This window comes from Ningiella ruwaisensis, assembly GCF_004798935.1.
Taxonomy (GTDB): domain Bacteria; phylum Pseudomonadota; class Gammaproteobacteria; order Enterobacterales; family Alteromonadaceae; genus Glaciecola; species Glaciecola ruwaisensis.
Window position 1 is genome coordinate 231,792 of record NZ_RAHT01000003.1, and the last position, 19,168, is coordinate 250,959.

General features: G+C 43.3%; 24 protein-coding genes. 14 read left to right on the top strand and 10 right to left on the bottom strand.

The window, feature by feature from the left end; genetic code table 11:
• The first annotated feature begins 50 nt into the window (after nucleotides 1-50).
• The 3 genes from bioH to D6V41_RS07385 all read left to right on the top strand — a co-directional run bounded on the left by bioH (nucleotide 51) and on the right by D6V41_RS07385 (nucleotide 2,197).
• A complete protein-coding gene (gene bioH, locus D6V41_RS07375) occupies nucleotides 51-842 on the top strand; it encodes a pimeloyl-ACP methyl ester esterase BioH (protein ID WP_136250846.1) in 792 nt (263 codons plus the stop codon).
• A gap of 171 nt (nucleotides 843-1,013) precedes the next feature.
• Nucleotides 1,014-1,280, top strand: coding sequence for a hypothetical protein (locus D6V41_RS07380; protein ID WP_136250847.1), 267 nt, complete (start codon nucleotides 1,014-1,016; stop codon nucleotides 1,278-1,280).
• Between the two features lie 32 nt (nucleotides 1,281-1,312).
• Nucleotides 1,313-2,197, top strand: a complete 885-nt coding sequence (locus D6V41_RS07385; RefSeq protein WP_241664459.1) for a putative metalloprotease CJM1_0395 family protein — start codon at nucleotides 1,313-1,315, stop codon at nucleotides 2,195-2,197.
• Between the two features lie 39 nt (nucleotides 2,198-2,236).
• Here D6V41_RS07385 and D6V41_RS07390 read toward each other — a convergent pair whose 3' ends face one another.
• Together D6V41_RS07390 and greB are read right to left on the bottom strand one after the other, a co-directional pair.
• A complete protein-coding gene (locus D6V41_RS07390) occupies nucleotides 2,237-4,594 on the bottom strand; it encodes a Tex family protein (RefSeq protein ID WP_136250848.1) in 2,358 nt (785 codons plus the stop codon).
• Nucleotides 4,595-4,728: 134 nt separating this feature from the next.
• Complete coding sequence (gene greB, locus D6V41_RS07395) at nucleotides 4,729-5,202, bottom strand: transcription elongation factor GreB (protein ID WP_136250849.1); 474 nt, start codon at nucleotides 5,200-5,202, stop codon at nucleotides 4,729-4,731.
• Between the two features lie 270 nt (nucleotides 5,203-5,472).
• Between greB and D6V41_RS07400 the strand changes: the two genes are divergently transcribed.
• On the top strand, nucleotides 5,473-6,219 hold the full coding sequence (locus D6V41_RS07400; RefSeq protein ID WP_136250850.1) for a Crp/Fnr family transcriptional regulator: 747 nt from the start codon (nucleotides 5,473-5,475) through the stop codon (nucleotides 6,217-6,219).
• A gap of 328 nt (nucleotides 6,220-6,547) precedes the next feature.
• On the opposite strand, the gene D6V41_RS07405 is transcribed toward D6V41_RS07400, so the two are convergent.
• Together D6V41_RS07405 and D6V41_RS07410 are read right to left on the bottom strand one after the other, a co-directional pair.
• Entirely contained in the window at nucleotides 6,548-6,934 is a 387-nt protein-coding gene (locus D6V41_RS07405; RefSeq protein ID WP_136250851.1) for a SpoIIAA family protein, read from the bottom strand.
• Nucleotides 6,935-6,967: 33 nt separating this feature from the next.
• A complete protein-coding gene (locus tag D6V41_RS07410) occupies nucleotides 6,968-7,414 on the bottom strand; it encodes an OsmC family protein (protein ID WP_136250852.1) in 447 nt (148 codons plus the stop codon).
• A gap of 208 nt (nucleotides 7,415-7,622) precedes the next feature.
• Between D6V41_RS07410 and D6V41_RS07415 the strand changes: the two genes are divergently transcribed.
• Entirely contained in the window at nucleotides 7,623-8,078 is a 456-nt protein-coding gene (locus tag D6V41_RS07415) for a ferritin family protein (RefSeq protein ID WP_136250853.1), read from the top strand.
• Between the two features lie 125 nt (nucleotides 8,079-8,203).
• A complete protein-coding gene (locus D6V41_RS07420) occupies nucleotides 8,204-8,431 on the top strand; it encodes a hypothetical protein (protein ID WP_136250854.1) in 228 nt (75 codons plus the stop codon).
• Between the two features lie 65 nt (nucleotides 8,432-8,496).
• Here D6V41_RS07420 and fkpA read toward each other — a convergent pair whose 3' ends face one another.
• Nucleotides 8,497-9,255, bottom strand: coding sequence for an FKBP-type peptidyl-prolyl cis-trans isomerase (fkpA, locus tag D6V41_RS07425; protein WP_136250855.1), 759 nt, complete (start codon nucleotides 9,253-9,255; stop codon nucleotides 8,497-8,499).
• A 91-nt stretch (nucleotides 9,256-9,346) separates the two neighbouring features.
• On the opposite strand from fkpA, the gene D6V41_RS07430 reads away from it, so the two are divergent.
• The gene (locus D6V41_RS07430; protein WP_241664460.1) at nucleotides 9,347-10,375 is read left to right on the top strand and encodes a WD40 repeat domain-containing protein; all 1,029 of its coding nucleotides are present in this window, start codon (nucleotides 9,347-9,349) and stop codon (nucleotides 10,373-10,375) included.
• 1 nt (nucleotide 10,376) lies between these two features.
• Nucleotides 10,377-10,598 (top strand): SlyX family protein, encoded by a 222-nt coding sequence (locus tag D6V41_RS07435; protein WP_136250856.1) that lies wholly within the window; start codon nucleotides 10,377-10,379, stop codon nucleotides 10,596-10,598.
• 32 nt (nucleotides 10,599-10,630) lie between these two features.
• On the opposite strand, the gene D6V41_RS07440 is transcribed toward D6V41_RS07435, so the two are convergent.
• Entirely contained in the window at nucleotides 10,631-10,846 is a 216-nt protein-coding gene (locus D6V41_RS07440) for a YheV family putative zinc ribbon protein (protein WP_136250857.1), read from the bottom strand.
• A 195-nt stretch (nucleotides 10,847-11,041) separates the two neighbouring features.
• Here D6V41_RS07440 and D6V41_RS07445 point away from each other — a divergent pair, with 195 nt between their 5' ends.
• From D6V41_RS07445 to D6V41_RS07460, 4 genes are read left to right on the top strand one after another with little or no spacing between them, the layout of a single operon-like run.
• Nucleotides 11,042-12,988 (top strand): ATP-binding cassette domain-containing protein, encoded by a 1,947-nt coding sequence (locus tag D6V41_RS07445; RefSeq protein ID WP_136250858.1) that lies wholly within the window; start codon nucleotides 11,042-11,044, stop codon nucleotides 12,986-12,988.
• 45 nt (nucleotides 12,989-13,033) lie between these two features.
• Nucleotides 13,034-13,648, top strand: a complete 615-nt coding sequence (locus D6V41_RS07450) for a TIGR02444 family protein (protein WP_136250859.1) — start codon at nucleotides 13,034-13,036, stop codon at nucleotides 13,646-13,648.
• 15 nt (nucleotides 13,649-13,663) lie between these two features.
• Nucleotides 13,664-14,695, top strand: a complete 1,032-nt coding sequence (locus D6V41_RS07455; RefSeq protein ID WP_136250860.1) for a hydrolase — start codon at nucleotides 13,664-13,666, stop codon at nucleotides 14,693-14,695.
• Nucleotides 14,692-14,904, top strand: a complete 213-nt coding sequence (locus tag D6V41_RS07460; protein WP_136250861.1) for a YheU family protein — start codon at nucleotides 14,692-14,694, stop codon at nucleotides 14,902-14,904. Before D6V41_RS07455 ends, D6V41_RS07460 begins: the two co-directional genes overlap by 4 nt.
• A 173-nt stretch (nucleotides 14,905-15,077) precedes the next feature.
• Here D6V41_RS07460 and cysQ read toward each other — a convergent pair whose 3' ends face one another.
• Together cysQ and nudE are read right to left on the bottom strand one after the other, a co-directional pair.
• Nucleotides 15,078-15,899: a 3'(2'),5'-bisphosphate nucleotidase CysQ gene (gene cysQ, locus D6V41_RS07465; protein WP_421907696.1), complete on the bottom strand. Its 822-nt coding sequence runs from the start codon at nucleotides 15,897-15,899 to the stop codon at nucleotides 15,078-15,080.
• Nucleotides 15,896-16,507 (bottom strand): ADP compounds hydrolase NudE, encoded by a 612-nt coding sequence (gene nudE / locus D6V41_RS07470; RefSeq protein ID WP_136250862.1) that lies wholly within the window; start codon nucleotides 16,505-16,507, stop codon nucleotides 15,896-15,898. The genes cysQ and nudE overlap by 4 nt, the downstream gene beginning before the upstream one ends.
• Before the next feature lie 59 nt (nucleotides 16,508-16,566).
• Here nudE and yrfG point away from each other — a divergent pair, with 59 nt between their 5' ends.
• Both yrfG and yjjX read left to right on the top strand, forming a co-directional pair.
• The gene (gene yrfG, locus D6V41_RS07475; RefSeq protein WP_136250863.1) at nucleotides 16,567-17,331 is read left to right on the top strand and encodes a GMP/IMP nucleotidase; all 765 of its coding nucleotides are present in this window, start codon (nucleotides 16,567-16,569) and stop codon (nucleotides 17,329-17,331) included.
• Nucleotides 17,309-17,866, top strand: a complete 558-nt coding sequence (gene yjjX, locus D6V41_RS07480) for an inosine/xanthosine triphosphatase (RefSeq protein WP_241664461.1) — start codon at nucleotides 17,309-17,311, stop codon at nucleotides 17,864-17,866. The genes yrfG and yjjX overlap by 23 nt, the downstream gene beginning before the upstream one ends.
• A gap of 61 nt (nucleotides 17,867-17,927) precedes the next feature.
• On the opposite strand, the gene D6V41_RS07485 is transcribed toward yjjX, so the two are convergent.
• Complete coding sequence (locus D6V41_RS07485; RefSeq protein WP_136250864.1) at nucleotides 17,928-18,680, bottom strand: type II secretion system protein N; 753 nt, start codon at nucleotides 18,678-18,680, stop codon at nucleotides 17,928-17,930.
• Nucleotide 18,681: 1 nt separating this feature from the next.
• Entirely contained in the window at nucleotides 18,682-19,167 is a 486-nt protein-coding gene (locus D6V41_RS07490; protein ID WP_338324240.1) for a type II secretion system protein GspM, read from the bottom strand.
• Nucleotide 19,168 lies beyond the last annotated feature (1 nt).

Genomic DNA, 19,168 nt, shown 5'->3' on the forward strand with positions numbered 1-19,168 from the left:
CGGAAATCAAAACACATGAAGGACAGTCAACTTGAACCGCAGTGATAACGATGACAGAAAACGCCCGTCAGCCCATTAATTTGGTGTTTTTGCATGGTTGGGGAATGAATAGTGCGGTTTTTCAACCGTTTATTGAATCATTAAGGCAAACACTAGCGGTCTCAGGGGGTGTTTCTCAGCGCTTTGTAATACACGCTTTGGATTTACCCGGATACGGCGACTTGATTGATCAGCCGTGTTGTTATACTGATTTGGGCTTATTAGCAGAGCGTGTGGAGGACGCCCTTCCGCAGCATTGTGTGGTGCTCGCCTGGTCGATGAGCGGTTTGATTGCGCAACAATTGGCCATATCAGGTTCCAAAAAGATGGTCGGACTCGTCAATTTATGTTCAACACCCAAATTCGTTCAGGCGCATCAGTGGCCGGGCATTCAGGGTGAAGTGTTGAGGCAATTTGGCCAGCAGTTATCAAAAGATCACAGCAAAACCATCGCTCGCTTTATCGCGATCCAAAATATGGGGCAAGTGGATGCTAAGACAAAAATAAAACAAATGCTTGATATCATTCATACAAAGCCCCTTGCTACGGAACAAACCTTGAAGGAAGGCTTACATTTGCTTGAAAACACTGACTTAAGAGCGAAATTAAAGCGCATTAAGCAGCCAACGCTTTGGATATTTGGTCGCAACGATGCTCTCACACCAGCAAAAACAGCTGATCATATAAAAACACTGCAAAAAGAGAGCGAGCAAATCATTATCGAAAAAGCGTCGCATGCCCCTTTCATAAATCATATTCAAGAATTAAAAACCCCGCTACTCGCCTTTTTGCACAAGATTTAAAGCGCTTTTCAAATTAAGCATGAGAAGCAAATAGTTAAATTGAACAAATAATGCTAAAGATAAGAAAACGTCGGCCGATAACTCATGTGAGAAAACGTTTTAATGACTGTCCTCGAAATTTGCTTCGGTAATGTTCAAATTAGCACAGTCATCAGAGGGTGAGAGGGGATTATGATTATCGACGCAGGCGCACAATCTACATACTTGGCACAAGGCAATATGTCAGACGCATTTCAGTCTGGCCTCAAGGGGTATCAAGATGCCTCCGCTCGAATGCAATCTGCAGCCTCAAATCTCGCGCAATCAAACCATAAGAATGTCGATTTGACGGCAAATGCGCTAGCCTTGCAAAGTGCTTCAATACAAGCACAAGCCTCAGCTGAGGTCATCAAGCGTACTGACACAATGATTGGCACGATTATCGATACTTATGCGTAGATTATGCCTAGATTATGCGTAAATAAGGTTAAATGATGCTTACCGCTTTTTCCTCTTCGGCCACGCTTTCACATACTTATCAAGCTGTAGGTGCGTCGACGCCTGCAAGTCAGGATAAATCCGAGCGCACACAGACCCATAAGACCACGCAGAGTATGTCTGTCCCCGCTAGCATGCCAAGTGACGGTCTAACAAGTGATGGTCTAGAAGGCAAAGGTCTTGTGCGTAGTGACTTGGCTGGAGCATCAACATCACCCCTTACTAACACGCAGTCAATATATGCAGATAAAGTCAGTTTAAGTGGCTCGGCTGCAGGTCGCGCTGACGAAGGCGCCGCAAAATTCAGCTACGGCAATCCAGAAGCGCTTGCGAAAAATGCCAAGGTGGAAAATAGGCAAGAACAAGAGCAAGCGAAAGCTGAAGAAACGAAAATTCAAGAGCTGAAAAAGCGCGATCAAGAAGTGCGTTTACATGAACAAGCGCATGCAGCTGTAGGAGGCCAATATGCTGGTGCGCCAACTTATGAATACGAGACTGGACCAGACGGAAGACGCTACGCGGTGGGCGGCGAAGTCTCAATTGATGTAAGTGAAGAAGAAAAACCTAAAGATACCATCGACAAGATGCAGGTTGTAAGGGCTGCTGCACTTGCGCCTGCTGAGCCGTCTCCGCAAGACTATAAAGTGGCAGCCGAAGCCACTCAAAAAGAACAAGCCGCCCGTGCTCAAATGGGCAGAGATGAACTCTCGGGACAATCATCCACTGAAGAAATAGAAGCAAAAGGCACAAACGAACCCACTATAACAGCAGATGAGCAAAGCCAAAACGCGCTAGATCGTTCAAGCGCTAGTCAGTATTTACAAACCTATCAAGACGCTACAGCAAAAGATAAAAGCAGCTTTTCTGCTGTAGCCTGATTACATGTCTTCGTATAAAGAGGCTATAGCCATGCTGGTTTATTTTTTGGCTTTTGCAAACGCTTCTGCAAAGGCATTACCCATAGCGGCATTTCCTACAGCATTGCCACTTGACTTAGATGCCTGTTTGTTTCGTTGATTGCCTTTAGATTGCGCAGGATTGGGCTTATTGCCTTTTTGACTGTCCTTATTTGAAGTTTGTGCACTGCCTGGTTCATCGTCTAGTCGCATAGACAGACTGATACGCTTTCTTTTTGCATCCACTTCCATCACTTTGACTTTGACGACATCGCCTGTCTTAACGACATCGCGAGGGTCTTTAATGAATTTATTTGTCATGGATGAAATGTGCACAAGCCCATCTTGATGAACGCCAATGTCAACAAAAGCACCAAAGTTGGCCACGTTACTTACCACGCCCTCTAAAATCATGCCGGGCTCTAAATCGGAGACTTCAGATACGCCTTCCTTAAAACTGGCAGTTTTAAATTCGGGACGTGGATCCCTTCCAGGCTTTTCGAGTTCACGGACAATATCGCGTAAAGTCGGTAAACCAAATTCATCGGTAACGAAGCTTTTTAAATCGAGTGACTTCAGTGCTTCACTATTTCCAATCATATCTTTGAGCGGAATATTCGCCTGCTTGGCAATGGCATCGACAATTTCATACGCCTCTGGATGCACTGCACTGGCGTCAAGCGGGTTTTTCCCATCCATTACGCGCAAAAATCCTGCCGCCTGTTCGAAGGCTTTCGGTCCTAAGCGCTCAACTTTCATAAGGCTTTTTCGGTCCTTAAATCGGCCGTGTGCATCACGAAACTGCACAATATTGTTGGCAAGTGTCTTATTCAATCCTGAAACATGGGTGAGCAAAGCCATAGATGCAGTATTAAGATCCACACCAACCGCGTTAACACAATCTTCAATAACATTATCGAGTGATTGTGCCAACTGACTTTGATTAACATCGTGTTGATACTGCCCCACGCCAATTGCTTTTGGCTCAATTTTTACAAGTTCGGCCAGTGGATCCTGTAGACGTCTGGCGATAGAAACAGCACCTCTGAGAGACACGTCAAGTTCTGGTAATTCGCTTGATGCAAGTTCTGACGCTGAATAAACTGAAGCGCCTGCTTCACTTACCATAATCTTTTGAACGTTTTGAGATTTCAAGTCCTCATCATTTTGCAGTAGCTCTAAAACCAGTTTGTCGGTTTCGCGAGAACCGGTGCCGTTTCCGATACTGATAAGCTCAACTTTGTGCTGTTTACACAATAAACCAAGCGTGCGTTTACTTTTATCCCATTGATTCTGAGGCGCATGCGGAAATATCGTGGTGGTGCCTATCACTTTGCCTGTTGCGTCAACAATGGCAACTTTTACGCCGGTGCGAAGACCCGGATCAAGCCCCATCGTCACTTTTGGACCGGCAGGTGCTGCCATCAGCAAATCATTCAGGTTTTTGGCAAACACATTAATCGCTTCTTTTTCAGCGCGTTCTCTTAGCATGCTAAACAATTCGGTTTCAAGATGCAGGGCGAGCTTGATTTTCCATGTCCACTGAACGACGATGGCAAGCCATTTAATTCTTTCGTTATTGCTCGTAGAGCTAATATTCAGCGCTAATTTGTCAGCGATAATAGACTCACACACCTGAGTTTTGAGCAGCCCTTCTGCTTCTGGCTCGGGGTCTAGCGCGACAAACAGTACACCTTCGTTGCGACCTCGAAAAATTGCTAGTGCTCTATGCGAGGGCACATCGGCAAGCTTTTCACGATAATCGAAATAATCTTTAAATTTTTGACCGATTTCTGCCTTGCCTTCCACCAGTGTGCTCACCACAAAGGCGCGCTGCATCAAGTGTGTTCGCAAGGCCTGGAGAAGATCTGCGTTTTCTGCAAAGCGTTCCATCAGAATAAACTTGGCACCATCTAGTGCGGCTTTGGTGTCTTCAATTCCTTTGTCTGAATCAATGTATTGCTCGGCTAGCAGCGTTGGTTCAGCGTCTTCATCATTTAAAAGCGCATCAGCAAGCGGCTCTAAGCCTGCTTCAATCGCAATTTGACCTTTTGTGCGGCGTCTGGGCTTGTACGGAAGATAGAGGTCTTCTAAAACAGTTTTGCTGCTGGCTTCGTCAATTTTTTCTTTTAATTCCGGACTGAGCTTCCCTTGCTCGTCTATGGATTTAAGAATGACCTTTCGTCTGTCCTCTAATTCGCGTAAGTAGCTTAAACGTTGCTCCAATGTTCGTAACTGGGCATCGTCCAGGCCTTCAGTCGCTTCTTTTCTGTAGCGAGCGATAAATGGAACGGTGGCACCCTCATCAAGCAGCGCAACGGCGGCGGCTACTTGATTAACGCGAGCGCCAAGCTCAGATGCAATAATTTGATTGATCATGTAGTAAGTGGTCTCTAGTTGAAATTAGCGTTGAAAACTAAACGCATTAGCCTTAATGGGATTTTGTGTGGAGATTATAACGAGCAATACACACTTAAGCGAATGCTATGGGGAATTAACGTTAAAAATGCGCCTTATTTATCGTAAGATATCTCAACAATGTGCCAAGTGAACAGACCGGCTTGCGTTTGTACTTGCGCCATATCACCCTCTTCTTTTTTTAACAGTGCTCTTGCCATAGGCGCATCGATTGAAATCGCGTCTTTTCGACCAAAAATTTCATCGTAACCTACAATTTGAAAACGTTTTTCTTCCCCATCGTCATTCTCAATCGTAACCCATGCACCAAAAAACACCTTCCCAGCTTGTTGCGGATGAAACTCAACGACTTTCAAACGCTCAAGCGCTTTGCTGATATAGCGAACCCTTCTGTCGATTTCTCGCAGCCTTCGTTTGTTATATTGATAATCTGCGTTTTCACTACGATCGCCAAGGCTTGCCGCCCAGGTGACTTTTTTAGTAATTTCCGGTCGTTCAACCCGCCATAAATAGTCAAGCTCTTGCTTTAGTTTAGCGTAGCCCTGAGGGGTTATAAGAGGTGTTGGCATGAAAGCAGATTTCTTAATTTAATGGCGTAAAAAAACGAACGCTATTCTATAAACATTAATGCAAGAGTCAAAATGTATTTACGCTTCTATATCATCTTGCGGTATCTTGCGGTCGAATCGGTCTATTGGTGTTGAAATTACTTTAAAGCGCCTGAGCTTAGTCTTGTTATACGTGTTTTCCACATTTTAATAAGCGAAATATCCAATAGCTTAGCCTATCAATAAGCAAGTAGGATAAAAAACGATAAACAGGCAAGCCACGCCACCTGAATGACTGAACAATCATCAAACATAGGTCGAGAGTTAATGAGTTACCAGCTTTACAATCAAGGTGTCAACCATAAAAGGCCAGGTGAGGATATTGCTGAGCTATCTCTTAATCAATGGTCTAACAGTATTGCTCACAAAGTATATCCTGCGAAACAAGCATTGTATTTTGCAGGCGACTGCTTTGAAGGTTTGTATCAATTACGCTCAGGTTCAGCAAAAAGTATATTGACAACGGTTAATGGGGTCGAACTCATCACGCAGTTCTTCTTACCTGGTGATTTAATAGGGGAAGATGGCTTTCATAACAATAGCTATGCACACAATGTATATTTTTTGGAAACAAGCAGTGTAATTTTTCTAGGTGCAACAAGGGTGAGGTATTTGTTAGCTAACAGTGAAGCCTTTAGAAGTCGTTTATTACATTCCATGAGCCACAAATTGACTCAAGAACAACATCTGCTGCTTTATTACAACCATCTGTCTGGAGAGCAGCGTGTAGCTCAGTTTTTGTTTCAAACTTCAAGAAGATTTGAACAGCAGGGTCTTTCTGCAAAGTTATTCAGGTTGCCAATGACGCGAACCGATTTGGCAAATTATTTAGGCATGGCGATTGAAACCTTAAGTAGGGTAATTGCTCAACTGCAACATCAAAACCTTGTAAAAATTGAGCATCGTATGGTTGAAATACCAGACCGTGATTACTTGATTCAAACCCTAGGATTGCAAAATCCACTTTTTAACGAATAGACACCTATGTACTGCCTTAAGCCAGTTGCATGTTCAACCTGCTGAGTCCAATAGTCGTTATCAATCTTCTGTGAATTAACATCGTAACTGCGCTAGGAAACACACATTCTTAACACGCGCTCGGGTGCACTTTTTAAAAGAATGGCCGTGCCCTCATCAAAATGGTGATGCAAGGTTGCCATGAATTAATGCTTAGCATCAAATGCGATTGTATCAATGCGTTTCCAAGTGGATTTTAGCGCTTGCAAATCGGCTACCAAACGATCGCTAAACGCATTCAAGCTTACATGTAAGCACGTACTGGCAGTGGAAAAAAGATCTTGTTCTATTAAACGCGCGCTGTGATCCAGCTATGAGCGCTATCGGCATCCTCAAAATATTTCACTTCACCGGAGACAAACCAGCCACTAATTTTTGATGCATACTCTAGCCATTTACTATTTCCTAAAATAGCAATTTTCTCAAATTCGATATCGTGTTTGAGACCTAGTTTTAGATCATCCCACGCTGCTCTCAATTCCCAGCCCTGAAATTCGGATGCATCAAAAAAGACGTTCATCTTAACGAGGCCAACGCCAGAAAGCGCGGAATCTAAAAGGGGAGTGATTGTTTTGTAGTCTTCGTGGCTTAGCTTTCCTACGGCCTTTAAATATAAAAAAGCTGTTTCATCAATTCGCTGGATTCCAATAGAGAGGCCATGATATCGCTTAGTCATTTTTGTTATTCCTATATTGACAGCTTGGGCTCATTAAGCGTCACTACCGTGCGAGACACTTTGAATTTCAAGCATGATTTCACAATTTAATGAGTTAGCAACTAAACAGCTTTTGTCTGCCTTTTGAAGCAGGCGCTGCGCATTTTCAATACTCTCACCTTGAGCAATAACCAGCTTGACTTCAGTGAGGACTTTAGTGAATTTGTTTTTGCCTTCTACTTTATCAAGTGTGCCATGAGAGTGACACTCAATGTTTAGCCAATTTAGCTTCGATGCGCGGGCAATTGCCCTAAACGACAGCACAAAACAACTGGATATTGAGGCCATAAACAAATCTTCGGGTGACCATTTATCACCGGGTCCACCAAACTGTAATGGAGCTGCGACCTCCAGAGGTTCTAAATTATCGATACAAATATTCAGACTATTATCTGCTTTACCAAATGCGCCAGCGTGATATTGATGGGGTAGTGATTGCATGCCTGTGACTCCCGATGAAATCGTTTCGATAGCCTATATAATAGTGAAAGTTTTAATTTATTTTTTGACTTAGATTAAATAACTGTATGTAAAATCATTTAAAGTGACTTTACTGAACTGGATTAAATGGTTTTTCCGGAATACTTTGTTTAACTATTTGAAAGCACTGGCGGACCGACCATCATAGTGTAATGAATTGAGTAAAAATATGAGATTTGAAAGTGCAAGAGATGCTCTCAAACATGCGCAAACGTTTCATCAACAACTTAGTCAGTTTTACAAGCACTTAACTTCGCGTGTGCTTGACGAAAAATCGAAGCAATTGCTTGAATACATCGCTAATCAAGAGCATGCACTCGCAGGATTATTTAAAGAATATGAACGAGAGACACCCATTGGTGTTTTGGATACTTGGTTTCAGTACGCCAATGATGCTGAAATCCTGAGACTTCCGGTTTTTGCTGAAATGCATACGAATATAAATTCAGAAGAAATCTTAACTTTATCCTGTCAATTAAGCAATGAACTGGTGCAATTATATAAACAAGTCGAAGAACAGGTAGAGGAGCCTCAAGTACAGGATATATTCGCTAATCTGGCTGATATGCAACTACAAAAGCAAAAACGGATCACGATAAATTACGAGCGCTTGATGGATATTTAAAGCGCCAGCTTTTAGGAAGGGTGCCCTAAAATAATGCTTAAAAATTGAACTGTTTGTATGCGTTTTAGTCTATAAAAAGGTAAAGGAGAGTTAGCGTATCGTTTAGTTCTCTACAGGAGGCGCTTATGGCTTTATCCAACTTCAAAGAAAACAAGTCTAAACATTCGTTTTTAAACACTGTTATTGCCTTTGTCGCGGTAAACTGCATTATCGTAAGTGTGCTTACTTTTGTATTGACCTCAATCGCCGTAATCACCTCTAACTATGATAAATGGTTTCCAGTTGCAGTCATTTTAAGTGTTTTGTTTTTCTTTATCGGTCGATGGTTAATCCACAACAGGCATCGATTTTAGTAGGATTTTTTATAACATTCAAAGGCAACTAAGCATTGCCTTTGAATGTATTGAACGATTAGCAGTTACTCTGCTACCTGTACCACTTCTAATAATTCTACATCAAAAATCAAAGTCGAATTTGGCGTAATAGCGCCAGTTGCGCGCGGGCCATAAGCAAGCTCTGAAGGGATATAAAAGCGATATTTTGCGCCTTCTTTCATCAATTGCAGCCCTTCCGTCCAACCGGATATAACGCGATTAAGCGGGAAAGAAGCAGGTTCGCCTCGACCATAGGAAGAGTCAAACTCAGTTCCATCAAGCAAGGTGCCACGGTAATGAACGGTGACGGTGTCTGTTGCAGCGGGACTTTTTCCAGTACCTTCTTCAAGCACTTCATACTGAAGTCCCGAATCGGTGACCATTACGCCTTCTTTTTCAGCATTTTCAGCTAAAAATGCTTCACCTTTTGCAATATTTTCTTGTGCGGCCTGTTCAGCTTTTGCTGATTGGGCGCTTCTTAATGCTTGATCAGACGCTTGAGTAAGTGTTTGAATTTCTTCAATCGTTAACTGAGAGTTTTCGGCCAAAGCATCTTGAAAACCCGCTAAAAGTGCATCTCTATCGACTTCTAAGCCCAAATTTTCCTGCTCTTCAAAACGATTCATCGCAAACATGCCCATACTGGCGCCAAGGGCGTATGATTGGCTTTGCGCATCAGTTTCAAGCACAGTGGTGCTTTGGCTTTGAGCATCAACTGATGCTTCATCGGCTGGCTTTTCTGCACTACATGCAGTCATAAGTAATGCGGATAATACTGCGGTGGCTAAATAAGCCTTTTTCATGGTCATCTCCATTGGTCATTGGATTGTCGTTATTAGGATAGGATATACTTGCGCCATATTACTTAACTTTTCACAAGCGTAAAGTCTATTAATGAAAGCCTTCGCATTCATCAAGCTACTTGCCATCTTATCCATTATTATGTTGTTGGGATGCAGTGTACCAGAGTCAAGCCCCGCGAGTCGCGTTAAGTTATCGGAATCGGGCGTTTATGCCGCTGATATCAGTAGGGATGGCACTAAAGCCATAATCTCTGAAGTCAATGGTGCCATTCGAGTATGGGATCTGAACAACGATGTGCCGCTTTATTTATGGCAACACCAAGGGGATGAGCGAAACTTGGTTGATAATGTCAGATTTTCTCCAGATGATGCTTTTGCAATCACTTCTGACAGTGAAGCATTTGCTTTGTGGAGTCTTGAAAATGGTGAACCTCTTGGTTTTTGGCGAATTGACGAATCGAGTATTCAGGATATTGCACTGAGTAATAGTGCCTCCTCAGTGCTCATAGCTCGAAGCAACGGACAAGTGATGTATTTTGAGCCGCAAACTCAGCGCAGACTTGAATTTTTAGGTCATGGTGAGGACAAGGTTAATTCGGTGGATTTATCAGCGAATGGCAAATATGCACTTACCGGGGGCAATGATTATAAAGCCTATTTGTGGAGCACCGAAACGGGGCAGGTTATTCATGTTTTTCAACACCCCCAACGAGTGACGCGAGTAAAATTGGACCAACAGGCCCGCTATGCTTTTACTGCCGATGGTCAAAACGATGCGCAAATATGGGATGTTCAAACGGGTAAGGCAGTTAGCCAGCTTAAGTTTATTGAGCGACAAATTATATTTACAAGTGCAGAATTCTCTGATGATGGTAAGTACTTGCTTACTGGTTCGCCATCAAAGAGGTTGATGTTGTGGGATGTAGAAAGCGGCGAGTCTGTCCAGCAGTGGCGTGTAAAACCAAGTGATGGACCGGCGCCTCAATCTGCTGTGGTGTATGCGGTAGGCTTTGACCATGGCTCAACTGAAGAAACTAAAAGATTCGCAAGTTCAATATCCAGCGCTGGCAATTTCGCGAAGTGGGATATAAGCAGCCAGGATGTAAGGGGGCACAAGTAAGATGAGTAATACAGATGCGTTGCAAGCTGAAATAGATACTTTACAAGTTAAGCTTGCCTATCAAGAAGACACAATCGAGCAGTTAAACCAGATAGTAACCGCTCAACAAAAGCAAATTGATCGACTGGAATCGCTTATGCAACAAATGGTAAAAAAAATTCAAAGTTTGCAATTTAGTGAACAGGCAACAAATGAAGGCATTGAACTGCCGCCGCATTATTAACAGTAAATTTATCTTAGCCTGCAGCATGGCCCTTAAGGCTTAAACACCCCAATCACGCCAGCCTTGCTTTTGCTGGCGCTGGCAACTTTTTCATCGGTTTGGCTTTCAGCGTAGTCGCAGTTTACGCATGCTAACTTTTCTACATTGTTCTCGAAGTAAAGCATAAGCGTGTCCATGGATTTACACTTTGGGCACGTCGCGCCAGCAATAAAGCGTTTTTTACTTTTGGAATGAGTTGATTTTGCCATTACATCGCCTTTATTTGTAGGTTGAGAATTGCATTCACTTTAAAACTGCGCACTTATTTTGTGAAAAAGGACTGACCTATGCCTTTCAGTACATCTCTGTCCTTCACATTGATCACAATTGAATGATGATAAGCGGATGACCCTTGGGTGCGATTTTGCTATGCTTGCGCGCAATTTTAATCGTCTTTGACATTCATGATCAAACTTATTGATTTATCTTTACATCGCGGTGTAAAGCCACTCATTGAACATGCGAATTTAGATATTTTTCCGGGTCAGAAAGTGGCCATCATTGGGAGAAATGGCTGTGGTAAATCTTCCTTATTCGCTATGTTACTTGGGCAAATCTCGCCTGATACCGGTGAGTGTCATATTCCAAAAAACTGGCAGGTGGTTGCGGTTGCGCAAAGTATAGGGGACACCCAATGTACTGCCCTTGAATATGTCATTGCGGGGGACAGAGAACTTCAAACGCTTAACGCACAGCTTGAAAAAGCAGAAGCAAAGGCTGATGGGCACGATATTGCGATTTTACATGATAAGTTAGCTCAAGCGGGTGCCTATGACGTTAATGCCCGCGCTGCGACTATTCTTGCCGGATTGGGATTTTCTGAAGCGGCAATGGCTAAAGAGGTGCATGCATTTTCTGGCGGTTGGCAAATGCGTCTTAATCTTGCAAGAGCGCTTTTATGTCCGTCTGACTTGTTGTTGCTAGATGAGCCAACGAACCACTTGGACTTGGATGCAGTGCTTTGGCTTGAAAACTGGCTATCCCAATACAGGGGAACGCTGTTATTGATTTCTCACGACAAGGCCTTCATTGATGCGTGCGCAACGCACATTGTCAGTTTTGAAAACAAGCAACTGCACCAATATACAGGTGCTTATTCGGCCTATGAGAAACAACGTGCTCTTCGTATTAAGCTCGCAGAAAGTGAATACGAAAAGCAGCAAAAAAAGCGTGAACATCTCACCGCGTTTATCACGCGATTTAAAGCAAAGGCAAGTAAGGCCAAGCAGGCGCAAAGTCGCGTCAAGCAGCTAGAGAAAATGCAGGATATTTTGCCTGTTCATCAGTCGAGCGGCTTTTCATTTGAATTCAAAGCACCGGATAAATTACCAAACCCCCTTATCAAGATGGAAGAAGTTAAAATTGGCTACGAACAAGGTTCACCGATTTTAGGCTCTGTTCATTTAAATTTAGTCCCGGGTAGCCGGATTGGCTTACTTGGTAAAAACGGGGCAGGCAAATCAACCTTAATTAAATTACTAAGTGGTAGTTTAACTCCCCTCGATGGCGAATACATGTGTTCACCCGGTTTGAATATCGGCTATTTTGCTCAGCATCAGGTAGATGCTTTAGATATGTCTGCAAGCCCGTTTTCACATATTCAGCGTCTTGATACACGAATGACGGAGCAAGAGGTTCGCAATTATTTGGGTGGATTTGGCTTTCATGGAGATGATGCCCTAGCGCCGGTCAAGCCAATGTCGGGTGGAGAAAAAGCGCGCTTAGTCTTGGCCATGCTAGTGTTCCTCAAACCTAATTTACTTTTACTTGACGAACCAACTAACCACCTGGATATTGAAATGCGACAGGCATTAAACTTTGCTTTGCAAAGCTTTGAAGGTGCCATTGTGCTTGTTTCGCACGACCGCTACTTATTGGAGTCGGTGTGTGATGAGTTTTATCTGGTTGATAACGGTAAGGTTGATGTTTTTTCAGGTGATTTAGACGATTATAAGAAATGGATGCTGAGCGCTAATTCCGCGCAATCAAGAGAGGCAATGAGCAGTGATAAGGGTGCTTCATCGTCATCCAGGCAAATAACGCAAGCAACGAAGATGCTTGATAGAAAAGAGCAAAAACGGCGAGAAGCCGAGTTTAGACAGCAAACCAAGACCTTTCGAGATACGATCAAATCAGAAGAAGTTCGCATAGAGAAACTGACGAACAAGAAAAATGAACTGGAAGCGAAGATGGGCGATCCGAGTTTGTATGACGCTGAAAATAAAGCCAAACTGACGGCACTGATACAGGAACAATCAGAAATAAACAAGCAACTTGAAGAAGCAGAAATGAATTGGCTGGACGCACAAGAACAACTAGAGCATGCGCAGCAAAAATTTGATGAGCAGTGAGCCAGGTCAATAGCAAGTGACCTAAATAAGGCATATGAAGTGAGCATGAAAGCGAAAAGCAACAAGCAACTTAAAGGCATTGTTAAAAAGGACAGTCATATAAAAGGCCGTTCCATCATCATTGCGCCTGAATTATTTTGGGAATATTCACTGAACATATACAAAGACGAAAAGGTCAAAGATGCCTGCTTATTTCTGCAAGACCATGCAGGCTTGAACGTCAATTTGATTTTGCTTCTCACTTATTTGTCTGAGCAACAACTAATCTTAAGTTTTGAAGATCTCGAAGGAATTGAAACAGCGCTTGAAAGGTCTGAAAAATTGCTAAAACACCATAGAAGAAAGCGCAAAGGTCTTAAAAAAATCAATCAAGTCGCTTACAAGCAAGCATTGGCGGATGAATTAGACTTGGAGCGTGGGCAACAGCAAGAGTTGTTAGAGGCGGCTAACGGCTGCTTTTTTAATCGGATCCAGTCTCCTCTGCAGTTATCTGATTTTTTGACAGCGCTTTGTATAAACAAGCGCACCAAAAGCCCATACTATGACCCAGACAATGCAGAGCTCACCTTGCCGAAAAGCCTGCTCGACGCCTGCACTGAACTGGCAAAAGTGGCGGAAAATCGTTTTTTTGACCAGCAAAATAAGACAAATAAACCTTGAGTAAATTAGCTCAAAATGACATTACGACAGCTAAATAACTTTTCTTCGCAATTTGGTCAGATACGGATAAGTGATTTTATCGCTCCTACATGGGCGAAAAATCCCCATATACAGACCATTTTTCCAAAATATTGTCTGTCCTCGCCAGATGTGTCTTTTGAAGATGAGGAGCTTGAATTACCCGATGGAGACTTTTTAGATCTCAGTTTTGCCTATCCAGCAAAGACAAATGGCGTCAATCCTTCATATCGCGGACTGGTTATAATTTTTCATGGCCTTGAAGGCTCAAAAAACAGCCATTACGTACAGCATTTAGTTTCACATTTACAAGATAATCACTTTCTCAGTGTTGTTATGCATTTTCGTGGCTGTAGTGGGCGAATAAATCGCTCCCACCGGGCCTATCATTCAGGCGAAACGGAAGATGCGAAGTTTGTGCTTGATACCCTCTCCAAGCGTTTTCCTCACTTACCTTGCGCGGCGCTTGGATTTTCACTTGGCGGCAATATGTTGCTCAAATTACTGGGCGAGGACAGTCATTCTTTTATTAAAGTAGCAGTGAGTGTCAGCGCGCCCATAGATCTGGCCGCGTCTGCAGAAGCGATCAATCGAGGCTTTGCAAAACGCTACCAGGCGCATTTACTCAAAAGCATGAAGCAAAATGTCATCAAAAAACACGCTGTGCGCAATCTGCAAGACTGGCTCTCTCTTTCTGCAAGCGATATTAAAAAGCTTAAGAGCTTTCGGGAATTTGATGAGCACATCACTTCACGTCTACATGGTTTTAGCGATGCGAATGACTATTACAGCAAATGCAGCGCCCTTACCTTTTTACCATCTATTGAGATTCCTACGCTTATTTTGCACGCGGCCGACGACCCGTTTATGGACAAGCGTGTGATCCCCAATGCAAAGCATCTATCAAAAACGACGGCATATGAATTAAGCGCACACGGTGGTCACGTTGGATTTATGTTAGGCTCACCATTTTCACCATCATTGTGGCTTCCAAAGCGCATTCTTGCCTTTATTAAGGAGTGTTTATGATTATACCTTTTGAGTCTTTGTCGCCAGAAACGCTGGACAACATCATAGAAAGTTTTGTATTGATGGAAGGGACAGACTACGGTGAGCAAGAGATAAGCCTGCTCGATAAAGTAGAACAGGTAAAAGCGCAGATAAAAAACGGTGAGGCGCTTATTGAGTATTCAGAAGAGCATGAAAGCGTCACCATTATTCCTAAAAATCGAATATAAAATCGAAAGAAAGCATTGCTTGGCTGATTTTAAGGTTTAACTTCTACGTAGAAAGAAACAGGTAGCGAGCTTGAAATATCTCCGAGCATGGCGATCTTGTGTAAGGCCTCAATACCGCCATTCAAGCCTAGTTCTTTGACAGGATGCGCTCGCAGTTCACTTTGCCATTCAAACTAGCGATACTGGATAATACTTTGCCAGTCAACTCTCTGATCGCCTAAGACCACAAAATCCGGGTTGGTTACTTCTTCACGCTGATTGTAAGATAGTTCTTCAAAAGTCGCTGCCTTTATCTGGCCGCCAGCTTCATTAATGATGCATTGTGATGCCCCCGTATCCCACTCTCCTGTCACCCCAAGACGCATAAACACATCTGCTTTTCCTTCTGCAATGAAACATGCTTTTAAGGAACAACTCCCGGTGGGCAGGGTCTGGTACTTTCGCTTGGATGACATACGCTCAAAAACGCGCTCACGAGACTGCCTTCGAGAAATTGCTATCATCACAACATCTTCACTGGGCACTGAAAACTGCCTGACTGAAATAGGCTTTGTTTCAATAGGACACTTTTTGTATGCCCCTTTGGATTTGCTGGCAAAGTACAAGGATTCACCGCAGGGCCAATAAATAACGCCAAGCACCGGTTCGTGGCGTTCGATCAGCGCTATGTTTACCGTAAAGTCTCCACTTCGTGCGACGAATTCTTGAGTACCATCAATTGGATCAATAAGCCAATATCGCGTCCAGGACTGGCGTTCTTTTAAAGGTGGAATACTGGTTTCTTCCGACATTATCGGAATATTTGGTGTTAATCGTGTCAGCGCTTCGGTAATAATTTCATTGGCTTTATAGTCTGCACTTGTTACAGGTGACTCATCTTCTTTTTCAAAGGTTTCAAAGTTTCCTTTGTCATAAATATCTAAAATTTCTATACCCGCTTTTACCGCGATTTCTTTCGCTATTTCAAGCAGTTCATCAATTGATTTGGACATCATAAGCTGGCTTCCTTGCGTGAGTCGTTTTTTTTGTGACTGTCCTCTTCTTTTTGCTGTCGGGCGCGCAGCAGCAATAAAAGCGCTGCCACACTTCGTGCTTCGGCAAAATCTTCCCGTTGAAGAAGGGCATCTGCATCGTTTATGGACCATTTGACCACTTCAAGCGGCTCAGGTTCATCCCCTTCCAGGCTGCTTGGCGTTAAACACTTTGCTACCAGAATGTGCATGCTGGCGTTAAAAAACGTAGGTGCCATCATGACTGACCGCAAACGTGAAAGCTCATCTGCTTTGTAACCTACTTCTTCTTGCAGTTCACGGTTTGCTGCCTGCTCGGGCGTTTCGCCGAGGTCGATTAGACCTTTGGGAAAGCCCAGTTGATAAGAGTGTGTGCCGGCGGCATATTCGCGGATAAGTAGCATTGTGTCGTCATCAATTAAGGGCACTATCATTACGGCGCCACGTCCACTTCCTCCCATGCGCTCAAACTCGCGGGTTGCACCGTTACTGAACTCAAGGTCAACTTGTTCAATTTTAAAAAAGCGGGAGTGTGCGACGGTTTGTGTTTTATGGATCGTCGGCAGTTTTTTATTCGGATTAATTTTACTCATTCAAGCAACACAATATACACTAGGCAATATTCGCCTAACATTAGCATAAGGAAAAAAGATTGGCACTTTTACCCTGGCATAAGATAGAAACAGTTTTGTTAGACATGGACGGTACCCTTCTCGACTTAAATTTTGATACGCAATTTTGGCTGGATTTGATCCCTAAAAAATTGGCGCAGCGAAGCTCAAAGAGCATCGAAATCTGTAAACAAGATATGAAAGCCGCCTATGCTGAGGTTTATGGTGAAATTCAGTGGTACTGCCTGGACTATTGGGCTGAGAAACTTGATATGGATATTATGGCAGCCAAGCACGAGCTGGCTCACCTTATTCGCATGCGCGATGATTGCATTCCTTTTTTAGATGCGCTTAAACAAAGTAAGCGAGAAGTTGTGCTTGTAACCAATGCCCACCCAAATAGTCTGTCCTTAAAAGTTGAAAAAACGCAGCTGGATGCGCATATTGATACTTTGATATCCACACATGAATTTGGCGTAACCAAAGAGTCGCAAACCTTATGGGAAAAACTTCAAGCACGTTTGGGGTTTGATCCGCAGCACACCCTGTTTGTTGATGATAGCCAGCGCATATTAGATGCAGCAAAAGAATACGGCATCGCCTATACTTTAGGTATTACCAATCCTGATAGCCAACAAGCTGAAAATACCATTGTTGGCCATCCTACAACCAACAATTATCATCAGATAATTCAGTCGATTATTGACGATAATTTTTCACCACACGATTCACCCCACGATTCACCCCACGACTCACCCCACGATTTACATCACAAGGATCATCATGTTGAGAAAAGAGAGCTCTGATATGCGCGTAGTCATCGCTTCGAAAAATCCAGTAAAAATTGATGCAGCTCAGATCGCGTTTCAAAAGGTGTTTCCTCAGTCAGACTTGCGCGTTCAAGGGGTTGAGGTTGAATCAGGCGTGCCCAATCAACCTATGGACTATGAACAAACGCGCCTTGGTGCGTTTAACAGAGTAAATCATGCCAAAAAAGCCTATCCAGACGCAGATTTTTATATTGCCTTTGAGGGAGGGGTGGACGTATTTGAAGATGGACCAAAAACCTTTGCGATAGTGTGCATATCAAACGGCAGCAGAATAAGCTATGGACAAAGCGCTACCTTGCCCTTGCCAATGTCGATTTACGAGAGGCTGCTTCATGGTGTCGAATTAGGTGATGCAATGGACGCGCTCTTCAATACGCACAATATTAAGCAAAAAGGTGGGGCAATAGGTCAGCTCACACAGGGTTTAGAAACTCGCAAAAGTATTTATACCAGTGCGAGCATCCTGACTCTAAGTCCGTTTGTGCATGCCAGTCTGTTTGATGAAAGCTAAGCGGAATATAGCTAAAAAAAGGCCATACATCGTCATACACTGCAAAAAGCATCAGCAGGGCTTATAATTCTATCCGATAAAACCCATTTTCTCCTTCAGGAAAAAAAGCGGAGGCCTGTTGAATCACCTCTGGCAAATCTTGCGACGGCTTAAACTGCCCGTTTACTTCATAATTGCCTTGGGTATCCACTAAAATATCGGCACTAAGCTGAAGACTGTTTGGCTCCACAATGCTCACAATAAGATTGCCATCCTCGCATTTTAAATTGGCTTCAAAGTTGCCTAAATCGACTGGCTGTTGCGGAGTATCTACAAGCGCATTTAGCCATGCGCCAGTGCCAACAAGTTCTGTGCATTGAGGCGCCATTTCCAAATGCTGAATATCTACCCTAAAACGTCCGTTGGCAGTGACCGCAACAGGGAGGGGAAACTGGGACAATACGCTTTTAGCAGGCAATAAAATCTCAGCATTACGTAAAGTAAAATGTTCCGGCGATAACAAAGATAAAACAGCATTTGCTTTAACATAAGGTTGTTCTTGCGAACGAAGCACACCGCCCTGCAAATCAATGTTTGCTTTTAAAAGAAATAGAGAAAGGGGGCTTAAATTCCAGTTAATATTATTTACGATAAAGCCGTTTGCGTCTAAAGCCAGGGCCTGCCCCTTAAAGAGCGTGCCTGAAACGCCTGCCATTTGAATGTCCCCCTTACTTTGCTTTTGTACCGTCTCTGCGACATAGCTTGCAGGTAGATGGACCACGAGAAAAACAAGGTAGGCGAAAACGAGAAAAATAATCCACTGCCAGGCTTTCATCTTAAGCTTTTCCTAGCTGAAGGCGTCTGACTTGCACAAAGCCATCCTCGTTGGTTTCACTAAAATCTGATTGAATGATAATTACCCCTTGTTTTTCTAAGGTATCCAGCCATTGCATAAGCGTATTAAAAGGTACGCTATCAATCCATACTTGCAGCTCATCATCTTGAGGCTGTAATCGGGAGACTGATATATTTGCAGCGCGCGTGGTTTGATTGACAAGTTGCGTAAGTGATCCATTAAACTGATTGACCTGCCCAGAACGGCGTAACAGTTGAGCGCGAGACGCTTGCTCTTGCACCCAAGCCATAAGTTGTTTGTCGGCTTTCAGACTTTGTGATTGCGTTTCGATTGCCTGATTAAGCGGTGACCAAAGCAAAAAGTAAAACAACACAATTATGCTGACAACACCGGCAATAATGCTCAATATACGTTCGCGCTCGCTCAACGCGAAAAATTTTTGTTTTACACTTTGCAACATCGACATC

Excerpts from the sequence above, each read along its gene's own strand:
- D6V41_RS07390 (WP_136250848.1), bottom strand. The coding sequence starts at position 4,594 with ATGATCAATCAAATTATTGCATCTGAGCTTGGCGCTCGCGTTAATCAA.
- D6V41_RS07400 (WP_136250850.1), top strand. The coding sequence starts at position 5,473 with ATGACTGAACAATCATCAAACATAGGTCGAGAGTTAATGAGTTACCAG.
- cysQ (WP_421907696.1), bottom strand. The coding sequence starts at position 15,899 with ATGATGTCCAAATCAATTGATGAACTGCTTGAAATAGCGAAAGAAATC.
- D6V41_RS07440 (WP_136250857.1), bottom strand. The coding sequence starts at position 10,846 with ATGGCAAAATCAACTCATTCCAAAAGTAAAAAACGCTTTATTGCTGGC.
- D6V41_RS07405 (WP_136250851.1), bottom strand. The coding sequence starts at position 6,934 with ATGACTAAGCGATATCATGGCCTCTCTATTGGAATCCAGCGAATTGAT.
- bioH (WP_136250846.1), top strand. The coding sequence starts at position 51 with ATGACAGAAAACGCCCGTCAGCCCATTAATTTGGTGTTTTTGCATGGT.
- D6V41_RS07430 (WP_241664460.1), top strand. The coding sequence starts at position 9,347 with ATGAAAGCCTTCGCATTCATCAAGCTACTTGCCATCTTATCCATTATT.
- D6V41_RS07380 (WP_136250847.1), top strand. The coding sequence starts at position 1,014 with ATGATTATCGACGCAGGCGCACAATCTACATACTTGGCACAAGGCAAT.
- yjjX (WP_241664461.1), top strand. The coding sequence starts at position 17,309 with ATGTTGAGAAAAGAGAGCTCTGATATGCGCGTAGTCATCGCTTCGAAA.
- D6V41_RS07455 (WP_136250860.1), top strand. The coding sequence starts at position 13,664 with ATGACATTACGACAGCTAAATAACTTTTCTTCGCAATTTGGTCAGATA.
- D6V41_RS07435 (WP_136250856.1), top strand. The coding sequence starts at position 10,377 with ATGAGTAATACAGATGCGTTGCAAGCTGAAATAGATACTTTACAAGTT.
- greB (WP_136250849.1), bottom strand. The coding sequence starts at position 5,202 with ATGCCAACACCTCTTATAACCCCTCAGGGCTACGCTAAACTAAAGCAA.
- D6V41_RS07445 (WP_136250858.1), top strand. The coding sequence starts at position 11,042 with ATGATCAAACTTATTGATTTATCTTTACATCGCGGTGTAAAGCCACTC.
- D6V41_RS07410 (WP_136250852.1), bottom strand. The coding sequence starts at position 7,414 with ATGCAATCACTACCCCATCAATATCACGCTGGCGCATTTGGTAAAGCA.
- nudE (WP_136250862.1), bottom strand. The coding sequence starts at position 16,507 with ATGAGTAAAATTAATCCGAATAAAAAACTGCCGACGATCCATAAAACA.
- D6V41_RS07415 (WP_136250853.1), top strand. The coding sequence starts at position 7,623 with ATGAGATTTGAAAGTGCAAGAGATGCTCTCAAACATGCGCAAACGTTT.
- D6V41_RS07460 (WP_136250861.1), top strand. The coding sequence starts at position 14,692 with ATGATTATACCTTTTGAGTCTTTGTCGCCAGAAACGCTGGACAACATC.
- D6V41_RS07485 (WP_136250864.1), bottom strand. The coding sequence starts at position 18,680 with ATGAAAGCCTGGCAGTGGATTATTTTTCTCGTTTTCGCCTACCTTGTT.
- D6V41_RS07385 (WP_241664459.1), top strand. The coding sequence starts at position 1,313 with ATGATGCTTACCGCTTTTTCCTCTTCGGCCACGCTTTCACATACTTAT.
- D6V41_RS07490 (WP_338324240.1), bottom strand. The coding sequence starts at position 19,167 with ATGTCGATGTTGCAAAGTGTAAAACAAAAATTTTTCGCGTTGAGCGAG.
- D6V41_RS07450 (WP_136250859.1), top strand. The coding sequence starts at position 13,034 with ATGAAAGCGAAAAGCAACAAGCAACTTAAAGGCATTGTTAAAAAGGAC.
- D6V41_RS07420 (WP_136250854.1), top strand. The coding sequence starts at position 8,204 with ATGGCTTTATCCAACTTCAAAGAAAACAAGTCTAAACATTCGTTTTTA.
- fkpA (WP_136250855.1), bottom strand. The coding sequence starts at position 9,255 with ATGAAAAAGGCTTATTTAGCCACCGCAGTATTATCCGCATTACTTATG.